This is a genomic window from uncultured Kriegella sp., from assembly GCF_963975415.1.
Taxonomy (GTDB): domain Bacteria; phylum Bacteroidota; class Bacteroidia; order Flavobacteriales; family Flavobacteriaceae; genus Kriegella.
In genome coordinates, this window is sequence record NZ_CAXBGN010000003.1 from 669,193 (window position 1) to 686,301 (window position 17,109).

11 protein-coding genes are annotated in these 17,109 nt (G+C 38.7%); 5 read left to right on the plus strand and 6 right to left on the minus strand.

Annotation, left to right across the window (positions count from 1 at the left end; genetic code table 11):
• Positions 1–17 precede the first annotated feature (17 nt).
• The 3 genes from AACZ88_RS09570 to AACZ88_RS09580 all read left to right on the plus strand — a co-directional run bounded on the left by AACZ88_RS09570 (position 18) and on the right by AACZ88_RS09580 (position 4,754).
• Positions 18–1,616, plus strand: coding sequence for an MFS transporter (locus AACZ88_RS09570; protein WP_339709268.1), 1,599 nt, complete (start codon positions 18–20; stop codon positions 1,614–1,616).
• Positions 1,617–1,832: 216 nt separating this feature from the next.
• Entirely contained in the window at positions 1,833–3,005 is a 1,173-nt protein-coding gene (locus AACZ88_RS09575) for an alpha-hydroxy acid oxidase (RefSeq protein ID WP_339709270.1), read from the plus strand.
• Between the two features lie 111 nt (positions 3,006–3,116).
• On the plus strand, positions 3,117–4,754 hold the full coding sequence (locus AACZ88_RS09580; RefSeq protein ID WP_339709272.1) for a beta-N-acetylhexosaminidase: 1,638 nt from the start codon (positions 3,117–3,119) through the stop codon (positions 4,752–4,754).
• 60 nt (positions 4,755–4,814) lie between these two features.
• On the opposite strand, the gene AACZ88_RS09585 is transcribed toward AACZ88_RS09580, so the two are convergent.
• The 5 genes from AACZ88_RS09585 to AACZ88_RS09605 form a co-directional block, all read right to left on the minus strand.
• Positions 4,815–6,209 carry a hypothetical protein gene (locus AACZ88_RS09585; RefSeq protein WP_339709274.1) on the minus strand — a complete coding sequence of 465 codons (1,395 nt, stop codon included), beginning with the start codon at positions 6,207–6,209 and terminating at the stop codon, positions 4,815–4,817.
• Positions 6,210–6,272: 63 nt separating this feature from the next.
• The gene (locus AACZ88_RS09590) at positions 6,273–7,571 is read right to left on the minus strand and encodes an SGNH/GDSL hydrolase family protein (protein ID WP_339709276.1); all 1,299 of its coding nucleotides are present in this window, start codon (positions 7,569–7,571) and stop codon (positions 6,273–6,275) included.
• Between the two features lie 204 nt (positions 7,572–7,775).
• The gene (locus AACZ88_RS09595; RefSeq protein ID WP_339709278.1) at positions 7,776–9,491 is read right to left on the minus strand and encodes a RagB/SusD family nutrient uptake outer membrane protein; all 1,716 of its coding nucleotides are present in this window, start codon (positions 9,489–9,491) and stop codon (positions 7,776–7,778) included.
• A gap of 131 nt (positions 9,492–9,622) precedes the next feature.
• Positions 9,623–12,895, minus strand: coding sequence for a SusC/RagA family TonB-linked outer membrane protein (locus AACZ88_RS09600; RefSeq protein WP_339709280.1), 3,273 nt, complete (start codon positions 12,893–12,895; stop codon positions 9,623–9,625).
• Between the two features lie 157 nt (positions 12,896–13,052).
• Positions 13,053–14,231: a FecR family protein gene (locus tag AACZ88_RS09605; RefSeq protein WP_339709282.1), complete on the minus strand. Its 1,179-nt coding sequence runs from the start codon at positions 14,229–14,231 to the stop codon at positions 13,053–13,055.
• Positions 14,232–14,343: 112 nt separating this feature from the next.
• On the opposite strand from AACZ88_RS09605, the gene AACZ88_RS09610 reads away from it, so the two are divergent.
• Positions 14,344–14,934: an RNA polymerase sigma-70 factor gene (locus AACZ88_RS09610; protein ID WP_339709284.1), complete on the plus strand. Its 591-nt coding sequence runs from the start codon at positions 14,344–14,346 to the stop codon at positions 14,932–14,934.
• Between the two features lie 114 nt (positions 14,935–15,048).
• Here AACZ88_RS09610 and AACZ88_RS09615 read toward each other — a convergent pair whose 3' ends face one another.
• Positions 15,049–15,624, minus strand: a complete 576-nt coding sequence (locus AACZ88_RS09615; RefSeq protein ID WP_339709286.1) for an RNA polymerase sigma-70 factor — start codon at positions 15,622–15,624, stop codon at positions 15,049–15,051.
• Positions 15,625–15,767: 143 nt separating this feature from the next.
• Here AACZ88_RS09615 and AACZ88_RS09620 point away from each other — a divergent pair, with 143 nt between their 5' ends.
• Complete coding sequence (locus AACZ88_RS09620; protein ID WP_339709287.1) at positions 15,768–16,961, plus strand: FecR domain-containing protein; 1,194 nt, start codon at positions 15,768–15,770, stop codon at positions 16,959–16,961.
• Positions 16,962–17,109 lie beyond the last annotated feature (148 nt).

Sequence of the window (17,109 nt, forward strand, 5' to 3'; positions counted from 1 at the left end):
ATTATACAAATAGAATTATGGAAAATTTACCAAAAGCGGATAAGTCAAGAAAAAGGATACTTTTTTTGGGGTGTTTTATTGCGTTATTGACCACGGCTTTCGGTTTCATTACCAGAGTATTCCTTGTAGATACTTGGAGCGAGGCCTTTGGTCTTAACCCGGCTCAGGCGGGAAAACTTATGGGTATCGGCATATGGCCATTTTTTGTAGCTATTATTTTTTTTAGCCTCTTAATTGATAAGATCGGTTACAAAGTGGCAATGGTCTTTGCTTTTTTGGGGCATTTGACTTGGGGGGTAATGGGCTATTTTGCCTACCAATATTTGCAGTACGGCGACCTTGATACAGCTTATGATCTTTTGTATTGGGGAAGTTTGGTATTTGCCTTGGGCAACGGTACGGTAGAAGCTTTTATAAATCCGGTGGTCGCGACCATGTTCAACAAAAACAAGACCAAGTGGTTGAATATATTACATGCCGCTTGGCCTGCGGGATTAGTGCTTGCAGGAATTATTGTAATAGCCTTAGGCAACGTGGAGTGGTGGATAAAAATTGCAATCACGGTGGTTCCGGCCATGATGTATTATTTGATGCTCATCAGACAGGAATTTCCGCCCAATGAACGTGTAGCCGCGGGAGTGAGCTATAAAGAAATGCTACAAGAGTTTGGTGTCGGCGGAGCTTCCCTCGTGGCATTTTTGGTGGTACTCCAGTTGAATGATTTTTTCAACCCGGGACCAGAAGATTACTTTGTGCGTTACATGTTCATTGGGATAGGCGTACTAATGGTGGCAGCCTTCGGGTGGTATGTAAAGACATGGGGCCGCCCCATACTATTATTCCTATGTTTTATAATCATGCCTTTGGCCACTACCGAACTCGGAACGGATTCTTGGATTCAGTCCATTATGCACGATATTTCCAGCAGCAAAGGTTTCGATGCGGGTTGGGTGCTGATATATACTTCGGCCATCATGTTGGTGCTTCGGCTTTTTGCAGGATCCATTTTGCGCCAAGTTTCACCATTGGTCTTGTTGGTCATTAGTTGTGTACTTGCCATTTTAGGGCTCTATTTTCTTTCCATATCCACGGGATGGTTGATTTTTGCCGCTGCGACATTATATGGTTTGGGAAAGACGTTTTTCTGGCCGACTACTTTAGGTGTGGTGGCGGAACAGACGCCTAAGGGAGGAGCACTTACCTTGAATGCCGTAAGTGGCATCGGTATGTTGACCGTAGGTATGTTGGGGGCACCTATTATTGGTGCGTTCCAATCCAATTCACAAATTGAACAATTGGAGGCTTCTCATGAATTGGCTCAGGCCTTCCCCTCGACTTTATTAAAGAACGGGAAAGTAGCGTTGCCTTTAAAAGAGGAAACCATCTATTCCATTATCGATTTTGAGACGCTTGATATGGCACAGGTTAAGGGTGTTCTTGTCGGGGTTGACCATCCTGAAGGGGTAAATGCACTTGTTGAAGACCTGAAAATTAAGGGCACACAAATGGCTTTGGCGAAGGTCATTATATTTCCGGTGATTATGTTGGTGTGCTATTTGATTTTGATATTTTACTTCAGAACCAAAGGGGGGTACAGACCGATAGTATTGAAATAAGACTAAGAGAGATTGAATGTGGTCGCAATCGTTTATAATAAGCCTATTGCGAATAGATATTTTTTCAAGTAAGTGGTTAGGTTAGTTGAGAGGAAAGGCTCCGACAAATAGGAGCCTTTTTTTAGTCGATAGACATTTTTTTCTATATGTAATCACCGTAAAACTAAAAATAGTTATGAAAGTAATAAGATGGGTAAATGTTTTAATCCCTCTAAAATGAGAAAGGAAAAAATGAAGAGCAAGGAAATAAAGATAAATCCAAGGTACCCCTCAATTGTGGATTTGAGGAACAAGGCCAAGAGAAAAATGCCCAAATTTGCTTTTGAGTACCTTGATGGTGGTTGTAATGAAGATGTAAACCTTCTTAAAAACACTTCAGAGATCCGCAAGGTAGAACTTGTACCGAATTACCTTACCGAGCATACTTGTTCATCTATGGCGACAGAACTTTTCGGACACACTTACGACGCCCCTTTTGGTATAGCCCCAGTGGGACTTCAAGGCCTAATGTGGCCCAATTCGCCCGAAATATTGGCAAAGGCGGCTTTCAAACATAATATACCCTTCATACTTAGCACAGTGACCACCAGTAGTATTGAATGGATATCTGAAATTACTCAGGGCAGTGCATGGTTTCAACCATACCATCCAACAGAAAATAGATTAAGGGATGATCTCATCAAACGGGCAGAAGCGGCCCAGTGCTCCGTTTTGGTTATTTTATGTGATGTGCCCACTTTTGGTTTTAGGCCTAGGGATGTTAGAAATGGTTTGGCCCTGCCACCTAAAATGTCGATTAAAAATATGCTTCAAATATTAGAAAAACCAGAATGGGCCTTAAAAACACTTCTACATGGCCAACCAAATTTTGAGACGCTAAAACCTTATATGCCCAAAAAATTAGACCTAAAGCAATTGGGTGAATTTATGGATCAGACTTTTTCCGGAAGGTTGGACAAGGAAAAAATCAAGCCTATTAGAGATTTGTGGAAAGGGAAATTGGTTTTGAAAGGCGTGGCAAACGAAGCCGATGCCGAGAAAGCGATCCACTTAGGGTTAGATGGTATAATTGTATCCAACCATGGGGGAAGACAATTGGATGCCGGGGAATCTACGATTAATCCACTTTCGAGAATAGCGGAAAAATATGGCGACCAGATTAAAATTATGATGGACAGTGGTATTCGCTCAGGGCCCGATGTAGCAAGAACTTTGGCCAGTGGGGCGGCCTTTACTTTTATGGGGCGCTCTTTTATGTATGGTGTAGGTGCCCTTGGAACTAAAGGGGGTACACACACCATATCACTTTTGAAAACGGAATTAAAACAGGTTATGGAACAGATTGGTTGTGAAAAAATTGAAGATTTTCCAAATTTTCTGGTTCCTTAACATTGATGAAAAATTAAAGATTTGAAAATTTCATTGTAAGAAAAATAGAACGCTATTTTTGCCAAAGACACAAACCTGGCAGCAAAACAAATATTAATCAAATTGTTGAAAATGTTCAAACAACTCAAAAACTCTATTTTAAGCCTATTCTTAACGATGCTTCCCTTCGCCATTTTAGGGCAATCTAGTGACGTTCAGGTTATTCCAAGGCCCAATCAGGTCATAAAAAAAAGTGGCCATTATATATTTTCAGGTGAAGACTTTACCGTGCATGGCAAAAGCGGTCTTCAACATATTACGAAGTATACCACAACTGTTCTAGAGGAAGATTTTGGATGGAAAGTAAAAACAGTTGATAAAAAGACAGCGACGGTCGATCTTTTGTTCGAGTTGAGTGCAAAGGAAATGGATTCTGAAGAAAGTTATACGCTGCGGGTAGATAAAAAGGGTATACGCATCGCTGCGACTAGTGAACAGGGCTTATTTTATGGGTTGCAAACATTGAGGCAGTCTTTTAAAGAACAAGATGGGAAATGGACGCTTGACCATATGGAAATAAAAGATACGCCCCGATTCGGGTGGCGGGCCTATATGCTGGATGAAGGACGATATTTTAAAGGGAAGGAACAGGTAAAGAAAATTTTAGACGAAATGGCACGACTGAAAATGAACGTTTTCCATTGGCATTTGGTCGATGATCAAGGCTGGCGCATCGAAATAAAAAAATACCCCTTATTGACCGAGATAGGTTCAAAAAGGCCGACCACCCAAGTGGGCCCAAGAAAATGGCAAAGTCCGATTCAGTCTGGTGTTCCTCATGAAGGGTTCTACACCCAAGATGAGATCAGGGAAATAGTTTCCTATGCACGGGAAAGGCACATAACCGTTGTTCCCGAAATAGAAATACCCGGACATTCTTCGGCGGCCATCGCTGCATATCCATGGTTGGGTTCCTCCGGAAAACAAATAGAAGTACCCATAAAATTTGGAGTAAGTAAGGATATTTTTAACGTTGCGAACCCAAAAGTTTTTAGTTTTTTGACTAATGTATTGGATGAAGTTATGGCGTTGTTCCCCTCCAAAGTAATCCATATTGGAGGTGATGAAGCTAAATATGACCATTGGGAAAGTTCAAAGGATATAAAGAGCTATATGAAGGAGAATAACTTGAAAAGTTTTGCAGATGTACAAATCGATTTTACCAATAAGATTTCGAGGTATATTGAAAGCAAGGGAAGAAAAATGATGGGATGGAACGAGATTTTGGGGCATAATGTACACGATTATCAGTCGGCAAAAGATGAAGGGGCCGAAGAAAAATTGTCCAAAAGCTCTGTCGTCCATTTTTGGAAAGGAGATATAAAATTAATGGCTCAGGCGGCCTCGGAGGGTTATGATATTGTGAATTCATTACATTCTGAAACCTATTTAGACTATTCGTACAAAGACATCTCGCTGCGAAGAGCGTACGATTTTGATCCGGTTCCCGAGGATCTTGATGAAAAATACCATAAGCGTATTATTGGAACGGGCTGCCAAATGTGGGGTGAATGGATTCCGAGTAGCGGTTATATGGATTTTATGACTTTCCCTAGAATTGCCGCTTACGCCGAAGTGGGTTGGACACGGCCCAACCGTAAGGATTTTGAGAGTTTCTTAAAATCACTTTCAAGAATGGCGGAAATATGGCAGGCCGAGGGAATATTTATGGCACCTATTAAAGAGGCCATGCCTGTAGATGGGCAATAGCCGGTTTGTGAAAAAAAATGTTCTCTTATTTTGGGAAGGATGCCAATGGGCAATCTTTGTTTAATCTCTAAGACCGGTCAAATCTGAATCAATGATTAATTTTCCGCTTTGATTGTGAACTATGGCCGAAAAACCCTCGCTGGTTTCAATGCTGTTTGAAGTCTTCAAATAGATGATTTTGTTTTCCACCGAATTATCGATTAAATTCATTTCTCCCTTAGCATTAAATACCGTTCCTGAAATACTGATTTTTGTTGGAAAATATTCTTTCATGGCTTTATTGGAATGAAATTTTATACCTGTATTACCAAGACTTGAATTGGATATGGTTATGGCATCTATTGGAGTGTCTACACCTAATAATTCACGAGAGCCGTTATGTAATACCCTGATATTGTCGAACACTAACTGTCTTTGCATCGGAATCTCTGCCCCGGGATAGTAAGAACGGCTCCATTTGCCATTGTCAAAATGGATTGAAAAGCCAGTTCTTGGTTTTTCTAGATAGATATCCCTAAATGTCACGTTCCTTACTCCCGCGACGTATTCGACATCTTCTTGTGTCATTACCCACTTAATGCCATCCAATTCCTTGGTTCCTTGGGTATGGGTAGGTCGGGTAGTCGATTTGTATATTTTACCGTCAGGGTCGGCATTAACCCGGTATATTCTTCCGTTTGAGACCACGGCATCTGCTTTTTGAACTTCCATGCCTTCTTTCCAATCGATCCAGCCCCCTGCCAATATTCGACAGAAATAGCCGACCAGTTTTTGATCTGATGCCAAATCATGGCAATTTTCGATCAGTCCATTTTCGATCCATCCTAATTCGGGGTTCGATGTAGCGTAATCATGGGCATTTAAGGCGAGTGCATCATCGATAGTTTCGAAAACCGCGTTGGAAATTCTGAATCTATTTCCGCGCCCAAGGTGAATACCATCCTTTTTGCCTTTGAGAATAGTATTATCAATGATTAGGTCTTCAAAAGTACAAACATGAATTCCGAATTGTGCGGGCATAATGTCATAACAGCGAAATCCTTCGATTCTTAAATCCTTGACATAAAAAAATGCAATTTGGCCCCTAAGGCCGAATACTTCGTTAAAGACCAGGTCGACACCATTGACCTTGACGACAAGGTCTTTAATGGTAATATGTTCATCATAGGTTTTTGTCAAAGCACCTTTGTTGAGCAGCACATGTGAAAACTTACCAACTTCATCGACTTTTTGTAGAACCACGCCATTGCCAAAATCAAGGGTGGTATTGCTTCCAATATAGGTGGTTCCTGCCACTTTGTAGGTTCCTGGTCGGCTTATGACAATGGTGCCTGTTTGATCTACTGCTTTTTGAAGCGCCTTTACGTTTTCCAATCCGGTGGCATCAGGCGAAAAGCCGAATTCGGCCGCATCGATAAAGCCCCCTTTTTGAGCTGTTGCTAATAGGGAGGTCAAGAATAAAAGGTTAAATAGGAAAAATTTACAAGTTTTGTACATATTCATTTTATGGCTTTAAAATCAATTATAAATTTTGTGATTTAGCAAATCACCATCTATTAGTATTTTAGCGAGATACCAGTTGAGTTCCGTGTAATCTTCAGGTTCGCCTATTGAACGGTTATTTGCAGAGAGGATTTTATTCTTGTCGATAGGTTCTTCGCGCACTTTAATCGATACCGTATGAATCGAATCAGCCAATCCACCTATGGTCTTATAGCTTATTCTCCAATAGGTGCAATACCCATCAAACCGGCTAATATTTTGTTTTTTACCATCAACAGCGACTTCAAGGGTCCCCGTGCCTGGTCCGATGACGTCATAAAACCCAAAGGCTTGGCCTCGAAATTTAAAAGACAAAGAATCTCCTGGAACACCTTTTCCTATATTGTTAAAGTATCTCGTGAATTTTTTATAAATGGAGTCGCTTTTGGTTTCAATAGCGGTTAATTCTTCTTTTGAATCAATTTTATCCCAATCAATCATTTTTGTATCCACAGATGGGTTGGCAATGAGGGGTTCGACAATATTGTGTTTAACAACGTTGTTCGCTACTTCTGACTTCATTTCAGTAAGCGCACTTACAAAAACCTCATGATAAATTTTATGACCTGATTCGGGGTATGGATGAACCCCATCAGGACTAAACACTACTATGGTATCGTTAGTTTCCTTATTGCCCTTAAATAGAACTTTGCCTTCATCTACCCTTCGAAGAACCTCTGGGCCAAAATTGATTGATGGAATCTGGTAATGCTCTGCAATTTTTTCCATTGTTGTTATAGAAGATGGCAGACTATCTTTTTTGTAGATATCTAAAAAATCTTCTTTAATGGTATAGATAAAACAGATATCTATCTCAGGGTTTTGTTTCCAAATTTGATGTGTAATTCCCTCCATGGAACGGGTAATTTCCTCTGGATTAGTATTAGAGTCGTTTACCGCAAATTCGACGAATACTAAATCAGGATGGTATTGTAACACTTGGTCTTTCAGCCTATAAGCTCCAAATGGAGAGCCAGTTCCTCCTATTGCTGCGTTGATTTCTATAAACTTCGTATTCGGGTAATTTTCTTTAAACCAATTGAACGAATGAATTCGCCAACCTGGCTGTGCCGTGATACTTCCGCCTAAATAGGCTACTCTAACAGTATCTCTATTTTCCATCTTAGAAAGCACGTTATTCAAACCACCTCTTACCTCATGTCCATTAAAAAAAGATTCTTTCTTAGAAGTTTGACATTGAACTAATGTCAAAAATACCAGGGATAGTATAGTCAAACCCTGAACGTATAGTGGTCGCTTATTCTGAACTTTCATAAAAATTCATTGTTTTTATTATATAGTTTGTCACCATTTCCTTAAATCGATTTGAATATTACTTCTTTGAGAAGTACTTGAAATTCATAACCATTAGCCATGTCAAAGGTTTGCGTGATTCTTCCACGGGTTCTATCATTGAAATAATGCCACCCCAGCTTTCCCGTGATGGCACTATTCAAAACTAACTCAACTCAACTATTTTCAATAACCGGGATTCTGCTCTAATGTGACTTCTGAATTAGCCTCAATTTCCGAACTTGGAATTGGCAATTTATTTAAATGGTCGCCCAAATTATATCCATTTTGAATGACCACGGGATTATACTTCATGAGTTGTTCTACCAATTTGCCTGTTCGTAGCAAAGTGTTGAAACGGAATTCTTCCATATAAAGCTCCCGTGCACGTTCGTCCAAAAGTAGATCCCAATCAACTTCTCCGGCAGTAACGGCTGTGGCATTAGCCCTGTTTCTTACACTATTAATGTCATTGGCGGCGTTTTCCCCATCTCCTTTAAGAAAGTAAGCTTCGGCTCTCAAAAGATAAGTTTCGGCCAAACGCATGATATACCAGTCTTTGTAGATACGCCCATTATCGTGTCCTTGACCGCTACTTGCATCCTGGAACTGGTTATGGTGTATGGCGGTCGCTGCCTTTTTGTAGAAAGGTTTTGTGTTTTTGTAGAAAGTGTCCGGGTCACCCGTATTATCAATTGTCATTGGCTGCCCATAAAACTCACTAGCAGGATTGGTCCAATAATAGGTGCGTTGTATGTTATATTTTGAATTCCTGATATCTTGGTCCCAATCATCTTTATAATCCCAAATTATAAAATCTGCGTAATCGGTAACAGTTATACCTTGAACGGGTCTTCCACTTAAAATATCCATGAGCCAATTACTGACTCCATTTTTATCTTTTTGGTTCCACCATATTACACCCCACCATCTTTCGAGACCAAAATTTCCGCCCCATTGACCAACATTGCCACCGCCTACCATAGTCGGGTCAAATTCTACGTTCCAAATGGCTTCATGATTTCCTTCAAGCCAATTCATGTTGTTTTCCCGGAACAAATCCCAATACACATCGCCCCAAGTTTCATTCTCACCTTGGTAATCATATCCATTAAATTGAAAATCGGTCAACTGACCGAAACGTTCGGTCATTAAATTAAAGTTTGGATTATCTATTACCATGGTAGCCGCTGTTATGGCCCCATCGTAATCTTCTAGGGAAATATTAACTTCTGTCAATAAATGATAGGCTGCTGCTCGAGGGGCCCTTCCGCCCGGCAGGTTTTCCACGGTCGGCATCCACTGAACGGCGAATTCAAGATCCTCTTTACATTGGAGGTAAACTGCTTGCTGAGATGCGCGACTATAGTCGAATTTTGGAGACTTTGTTTCATCTAAAACCAATGGCACGCCGCCCCACATATTAGCCAAAAAATGATATGCAAATGCTCTGATGAATCTCGCTTCGGCAACAACGGCGTTCTTTTCTTCCTCGGATTCCCAAGTAACATTTATGTCCTCTGAACGTTCAATAATTACGTTGGCCAGAAAAATCCAATTATAAAGACGTCCCCACCATTTTTTGACAAAGCTATTGTCAGCATTAAATACATTCCATTGAAAATATTCATTATGTTGCGTATTGTCAATTTGATTGGAACCTAAATCAAGTCCGAGTCCAAGCATGTCAAAATTATCCCGGCTATCGGAATTTGCGTACATGTTGGTTCTAATGGTCAAGTAGATATGGGCCAAAGCCGATTCGAAACCTGATTTATCGGTAAAAGAATTTGAGGGACTTAAAAAATCTTTTGGTGTTTCCTCTAGAGCTTCGTCGAGATTACAGGAAATAGTTCCTCCCAAAACTATGAGAAACAGAAATATATATTTATAATAGTTCATTGGTATATTTTATAAATTAATCTTTTAGATATTTTTACGCAATTCATTCTTTATTGTAATTTCAAAAAAATAGAATCTCTTAAAATCAATCATTTTCTTTTTGAAAATTTACACATTGAGCGTTCTAAACTTTAAAAGCTTAATGCCATTGAAAGTAGTACGGTGCGAATGGATGGTATTGCCGTATCGCTCAACCCACTATCGGTTTCCGGATCTAGACCGTTCCAATGTGGAGCGTACGTGGCCAAGTTATCTGCGCTAAGTGAAAAACTTAATCCGTTTAGCCCCCAAGGTTTAACGAACTCTGTAACGTCGTAGGTTAGGGCCACCTTTTGCAATTTGATAAAACTTCGGTCAATGTACTTTGTCCCCCTAAATGGAGCGTTACCGTAATCGGTACTGGGAAATTCAGCATTAGTATTCGTCGGGGTCCAATAATCATATACCGGACGGTTAATGTTGGCTGCACCTACATATCCATCGTTGTAGGGGTCGTTGTTGCCGGATAAATACCAGTCGTTTCCACCCCATATTGAATAGAAATAGAGCATTAAGGATAAGTTTTTATACTTTAGCGTATTGGTCCAACTCCACCGGAAATTAGGGTTTGAGTTGCCGATGATTTGCCGGTCTTTATCTGAAGAAATAGTGCCGTCACCATCGATATCTTCCAAGATAAAATCTCCAGGGCGCATTCCGGCCATAATACTGCCGTTGTCGACATTTTCTTGCTGCCATATGCCCGTCACATCATAGGTATAGATAGAGCCCAAAGATTCGCCAATAAAATAGCCGTCATTGATAAGGTCATCTTCCTTTCCATCGCCGTCATTGTCTTTACCTAAAATTGAGGCGACTTTATTTCTGTTCAGGGAAAATGCAAAATCGGAATACCATTTGAAGTTCTCTTTGTCGACATTCAGTGTACTTAAGTTAACTTCAATTCCTTTGTTTTGTATTTCGCCAATGTTAGAGTTGATGCTGCTATTGCCTGAAGCTAACGGAAGTGAAAGGTTGAATATTAAATCGTTGGTCTTGGTGCTATAAGCGTCTATAGAACCTCGAACTCTATTATTGAAAAAACCGAAATCTAACCCAAGGTTGGTGCCGGTCGTGGTTTCCCACCCCAAGTTGTCATTGGCCAAAGATGAAATGTATTGGGTCAGCGCGTAGGAGTCCAAACCATTAAAAATGTATTGGGATGTGGACACTTTTGCAAGTGTGCTATAGGCACTGATCGATTGGTTTCCATTTGAACCATATGATAGGCGAAGGCTTAAGTTGTCGATTTTATCTACATTGGCCATAAAGTTTTCATTGGAAATGTTCCAGTTAAAACCCACAGATGGAAATACGCCCCATTTTTTATTTTTGCTGAATGCAGAATAACCGTCTCGACGCACCGTACCTGTTAATGAGTACCTATTGTCGTAGCCATACGTTGCACGGGCCATCAAACCTCTGGCATCCGTTTCACCACCACCTGTGTTTACAATCTGGGTTGTTCCATTTTCTAGGGCATACGTACCGAGTGTAGTATTGTCAAAATCTTCGGCATAGGCATATAAACTTTCAGAAGAAGAATGCTCTTTTGAAAAGAGTAGCGTGACATCGACATTATGTTTATTGAAGGAGTTATTGTATTTTAGAAAGTTGTCGAACAACATATTATAATACCGTGAATAGGTACGTCGTCCTATTCCGTTTTTACCTTTTCCATCTATGGTGTTTTTGTCAAAAAATTCATTTCTTTCATCCCATCGTAAAGTATTCGAAAAAGTTGTCTGATAGGTAAGGCCCTTGACCCATGGTATTTTAATGACACTGGTAATTACCCCGGAAAGATTATTTCTTATATCGGTATCTTCTGTTGCTATTTCCCAGAAAGGGCTGTTAAAGGAAGTGGTGGATTGAGGAAACTGCTTATAAGAGCCATCATCGTTATATACCGAGGCATAGGGGCTGAAGTGAGTCGCTCTGTACATCCCGGGTGAATCTCCTGAATAATCCCTTAGGCTATAAAAACTCTTTACCCCCAAGTTAAACCAATCGGTCAAGTCACTGTCAATATTGACACGGCCGGAAATATTTTTATATTCATCATTTATTACTACTCCTTTTTGCTTTACCAAGGTTCCGGCAATATAATAATTGGTGTTTTCAGTGCTATTGGCAACACTAACTGTTGTATTGTAGATATATCCCGCTTGATTTATTAAATCGAAAGCATCTATTAAAGTCGGTCTGTGGTCGGCAGTGGCGTCATAATTTTTAAGTTCCTCCTCTTGCAAATAAAATCTAATTCTATTCGGGTCTGCTTCTAAGCCTTGATTTGCCCTGATATCCAATATTCGTTGAAGATATCCCTCTGCGTCATAGACTTCCAAGGGCTTCAGCTGATTGCTCATACCATTGCTGAATTTTACATCAAAGCGCGGCTTTCCATCTATTCCCCTTCCTTTTTTGGTGTCTATTAGTATTACACCATTGGCAGACCGGGAGCCATATACCGCAGCGGCGCTCGCATCTTTAAGTACGGTAAGATTTTCAATATCATTAGCGGCTATATCTGCTAGACTTCCATTAAAAATGGCGCCATCAACAACAATCAAAGGGGTATTGCTTGCTGAGGAAGAGTTTTGTCCTCTAATGCTTAAACCGGCTACAGCTCCTGCGGTATTCACACTTCCCACATTTAACCCGGGTAGCGTACCTTTTACGGTTTCAAGTACATTATTGACGGGAACCTCTCTATAGGTCTCTAGATCGGCTACTGCAACCGCACCGGTTACGGCTTGTCTTTTTTGCGTACCGTAGCCTACGACCACTACTTCGTCTAATCCCGCCGCACTTTCGCTAAGCGTAACATTGAGTTCTGTTTGTTCATTTAAAACCACTTCTTTTGATGCAAAACCGATATAGGAGAACACTAAAATGGCATTTGTATCTTTAACTTCAATAGTGAAATTACCGTCAAAATCTGCTTGGGTTCCATTAGTGGTACCTTTCTCAATGATATTAGCTCCGGGAAGGGGATGTCCTTCCGTATCTAAGACCTTTCCTGAAATAGTTAATGTTTGCCGTTCTTCGCTTGAAGAATGGGTTGGAATTATTACAATTTTATTACCATTAAGATTTAATTTAAAATCTTTGCCCGAGAAACAGGTTTCCAATAATTTGTTTGCTCGAATGGTTCCTTTTTTTAGTCTTACTTTGGGCACATTCTTGAAAAGATCCTCTTGATATATAAAGGTATAGTCGGTCTGATCCCTTAACAAATCGAAGACCTCGTCGATAGATGCCAACTGATCCCTGTCAATTTGGATTTTGGTTTTCTGAGAAAAAATTTCACCTGAAGTGAAGCCAAAAGCAGTGGAACAAAGCAAGAAAATAAAGGTTCTCATGATGAACTTTAGTAGCTCTTTCCGCTGGCGGAAGAGATTGTTAGTAAATTTAATTTTCATAAATTTGAGTGTCTGTTGGTTAAACAATTATTAATCAATTGATGCAAAGAGGGGATAAAGCGCAGTACTGTCCAGGTATAAACTTTATTCCTTTTCTTTATTTTATGGTAATTTCTTTATTTTTTATTTCATAGGCCTCTATCGAATTGGTAGTCAGAATACTATTTAATATTTCGTCGATTGTTTCTTCTTTGCTTAAGACACCGTTAAACCTAACATTTTTAAGTTCTGGCTTAGAAAATATAATATTTACGTCGTACCAACGAGATAGCACTTTGGCAATAGCTTCCAAGGATTTCCCTTTAAAACTGAAGAACCCTTTTTTCCATGATATTTCATAAGCTACATTCACAGGAATTATAGTAATATTCATGTGTTCAAGATTTACGTTCGACTGCTGATTCGGTTTTAGAATCTGCTTTGTAGTGCCAGCCCCAATACTTATTTCCCCTTCGACTAAGGTGGTATAAATATTCTTTTCGTCTCGATAGGCTTTTACATTGAACGCTGTTCCCAATACCTCTATCTCTTGTGAGGGGTTTAGCACCTTAAAGGTAGCACCCTTGTGTTCTGTACTGGGCGACACTTCAAAATAGGCTTCGCCGTAGACCAGTTCTACTTCCCGTGTCTTACCCTCGATAAACTCCACCGGATATTTTAACTGGCTCTCCGAATTGAGCCAAACCAAGGTCCCATCAGCCAATTTCAGGTGAAATTGACCTCCTCGCGGGATAGTAAGATAATTATAGACTATCTCGGTATTGGAACTGTTGGTGGAATCATATTCCAGTTTTTCCCCATTGCTTTTTATATGCTTGGTATGTAGGGCCTTTCCTTTTTCTAAATCGATTTGAGTGCCGTCTTCCAAGGTGAGGGTGGCCTTGTCGGAACCTACTGTTATTGAATCCCGTAAGGCTACCGGGTTCATTTTTTTGGTGTTCAAGGGATCTGGGATTTTTTGCTGCAATCCGTTTTTATAAAAATACCCGAGACCAAAAAACAATAGTATTACAGCAGCACATTTTACCAAATTAAATACTTTTCGCCTCCTATGGGTTTTCTTTTCCTGTTCTATATACTCCAGCAGCCGCCTCTTGGAATTGTCAGTACCAAACTTTTTCATATTGAAATCGATTGCATGGTTGATTTTTATATGTCTAATTAGCTCCTCTCTATGAGAAGGGTTTTCAATCAATTTAGAAAGTTTATCCAGCTCAGATATGGATGCTTCTTTCGTAAGGTATTTTACTATAAGAGTTTTAATTGTTTTAGACATACTTCATATGATTCCTTAATCTAAACGCATCAATTTTACATAACCCTTGCTTTTTTGGTAAATATTTTTATAATTTGGCAACCATACACCGTAATTGTTTCAATTTTCACATATGCAAATTAATTTTACCACTGAGGCCGATTTTGTTCAAGGTCTAAAAAAGGGGGATTCAGAGGCATATACCTATTTGGTGGAAACCTACCATCATAAGTTGTGTACTTATGCCTTCGGACTTATTAGGGATTATGACTTATCTGAGGATATTGTACAGAACGTTTTTATCAAAATCTGGAAACAACGTAAAAAGTTAAAGGATGATATTGATCTGACTAATTATTTATACAAATCTGTTTACAATGGCTTTATTGACCAATATCGAAAAATGAGAACTGTTTTTTCTTTGGAAAAGGTGCATATCGACACCCTTAAATTTTTTGTACAAGAGGATTCGGAAAATTCCTTGGAAAGAATAATTGTATATGTAAAAAATGAAATTGAGAACCTCCCGCCCAAATGTAAGCAAGCTTTTTTGCTGAGTAAACAAGAGGGCCTTACGAACCATGAGATTGCTGATTACCTGAATATATCAACTAAATCTGTTGAAGGCCATATTACGAAGGCTTTTTCGATTTTACGTAATACCCTCGATGGTAAAATGAATGGTATTTTCTTTTTATTGTTTGGAGAGGATTTAAAGCAGTAAGAAAACCTATGTGTAACCTTGCCACTTTCATAAGGGCTATAAAACTAAACAAACTATTAATTTTTATGTACTTATAAATTAATCGTTGAAGGGGCATATACCTTAATGGTGAAATTATAGTTTAGATTTTAATAGGGTAAATAACATGACTACCTTATGGTTTTCGAACCAATTTTTTATTGATTTTTTGGCCCTACTGATGTGTTTTTCCACAGCTTTTTCAGAAATATCCATTTGAAGTGCTATTTCTCTGTATTTATATCCCGATTTTTTACTGAGTAAGAATATTTCCCGATTTTTTCTCGGTAATTGTTCTATTGCAGATTCTAAAAGTTTTATTCTTTGTTGATCAATATTTTCTATGTCGTCGACTAGACTGAGTAAAGCATTGTTTTTCATTTCTATAAGGGCTCTCTCCTCTTTTTTTACTTTTTGATATTCCTTCAGAAAAGTATTATAAACAGCACGATATAGATAACCCTTAATTGATGATTGAATTTGTAAAGAGTCTTTTTTTATCCAAAGTTTTACAAAGGTTTGTTGTACGATGTCTTCGGCTCTGGCTTGATCTTTGGTTAAATTGGAACAGTATACCACGAGATTATGGTAATAGAGATTGTATAGTTGTTTATACGCCCTTTCCTCACCCTTTTTTAAACTATCGAGTAATATGATGTCTGTTTTGACCAAATGGAAAAGTAATTAGTTATAATATTTTATGTAAATCTTGCAAAAGATTATCAAATATTATTGGAAATTAAAAAATATTCAAAAAAAATGTAGGGTTTAGGATAAAAAAAGGGTCATAGTTGTGTATATGATAATCACGATATATGGAAAATGATACTTTGGAATATCTTGTCCGGGATTATTTTGATGGCAAAATTGATGATATTCAGATGTTCGAACTGATAAAGGATTATCCTTTTGAAGAGGTTAAGAAACATTTTATCAATGCCATGGAAATTGATTTTTTATTATTTAAGAAGTATTCAAATATTAATTCTCAACAAGCATTTGAAGATTTTTTGGTTGAAATAAAATCAAAAGAAAAAAAGAAAAAAAAAGTTAGGCATAACTATCACAAAATCTGGTTTAAATATGCGGCTCTTTTTGTGGGATTTATAGGGTTGGGGCTTGTCTTTACAGTACTGCAAAAATCTAATGCCACTGAAGCAACTTTGCAAATATCGGATGAGGCGGCTAATCTCTATTTGACAGATGGAACCGTGGAGAAATTGAAGGAGTCTGAAAGTAGTAATATTTTGGATTCCGATGGACAGGTAATTGCCGTTCAAACGCATGAAAAAATAGTATATAGGCCGGTTAAAGAAGTGGAATCTTTAAAGTATAATGAATTAAAGGTACCTTACGGAAAAAAGTTTGAATTGGAATTTTCCGATGGTACGTTGGTGTTTCTGAATTCCGGTTCTAGTATAAGATATCCTATCCATTTTGTTAAGAATGAACCTAGGGAAGTTATTCTAAAAGGAGAGGCTTTTTTTAAAGTTTCAAAGGATGAGGCACGTCCATTCGTAGTAAATACGGGTGCTGTTGATGTAAAAGTGTTGGGTACGGAATTTAATGTTTCCGCTTACTCCGAAGATGACCATATAAGTACTGTTTTGGTCTCTGGAAGTGTACAATTGTACGATTCAATGGGGCCAAATGATGAAATGGGACAGGTGAAACTTCTGCCCGGGAAAAGAGGGGTATGGCGTAAAGGAGATAAAGATTTCAAAGTAGATGATGTAGACACGAGTATCTATACCTCTTGGGTGCAAGATAAACTAATATTTAGGAATACTCCTTTTAGTGAGATGCGCAAAAAGTTAGAGCGACACTACAATGTTTCCATAATTAATTCGAATGAAGCTTTAGATAAAAATACTTTTAACGCATATTTCTCGGATGAGAGTATAGAGGAAATATTGGAGATTTTAGACCGAACTTACGGGATAGAATATAAAATCGAAGACAATCAAATAATAATAAAGTATTCCAAAGCGCCTATGGATAAAAAATAATATAAGCATCGCATGCAACCACCGTAATCAAAAAACCGGAAAATGCTCGTAACATTTCCCGATTAAGGTTATGGTTAAACTTAATTAACCAATTTTAAACATTACAAAAGTATGAAAAAACCTATTATAATTGGGTGTCCACCTGTGT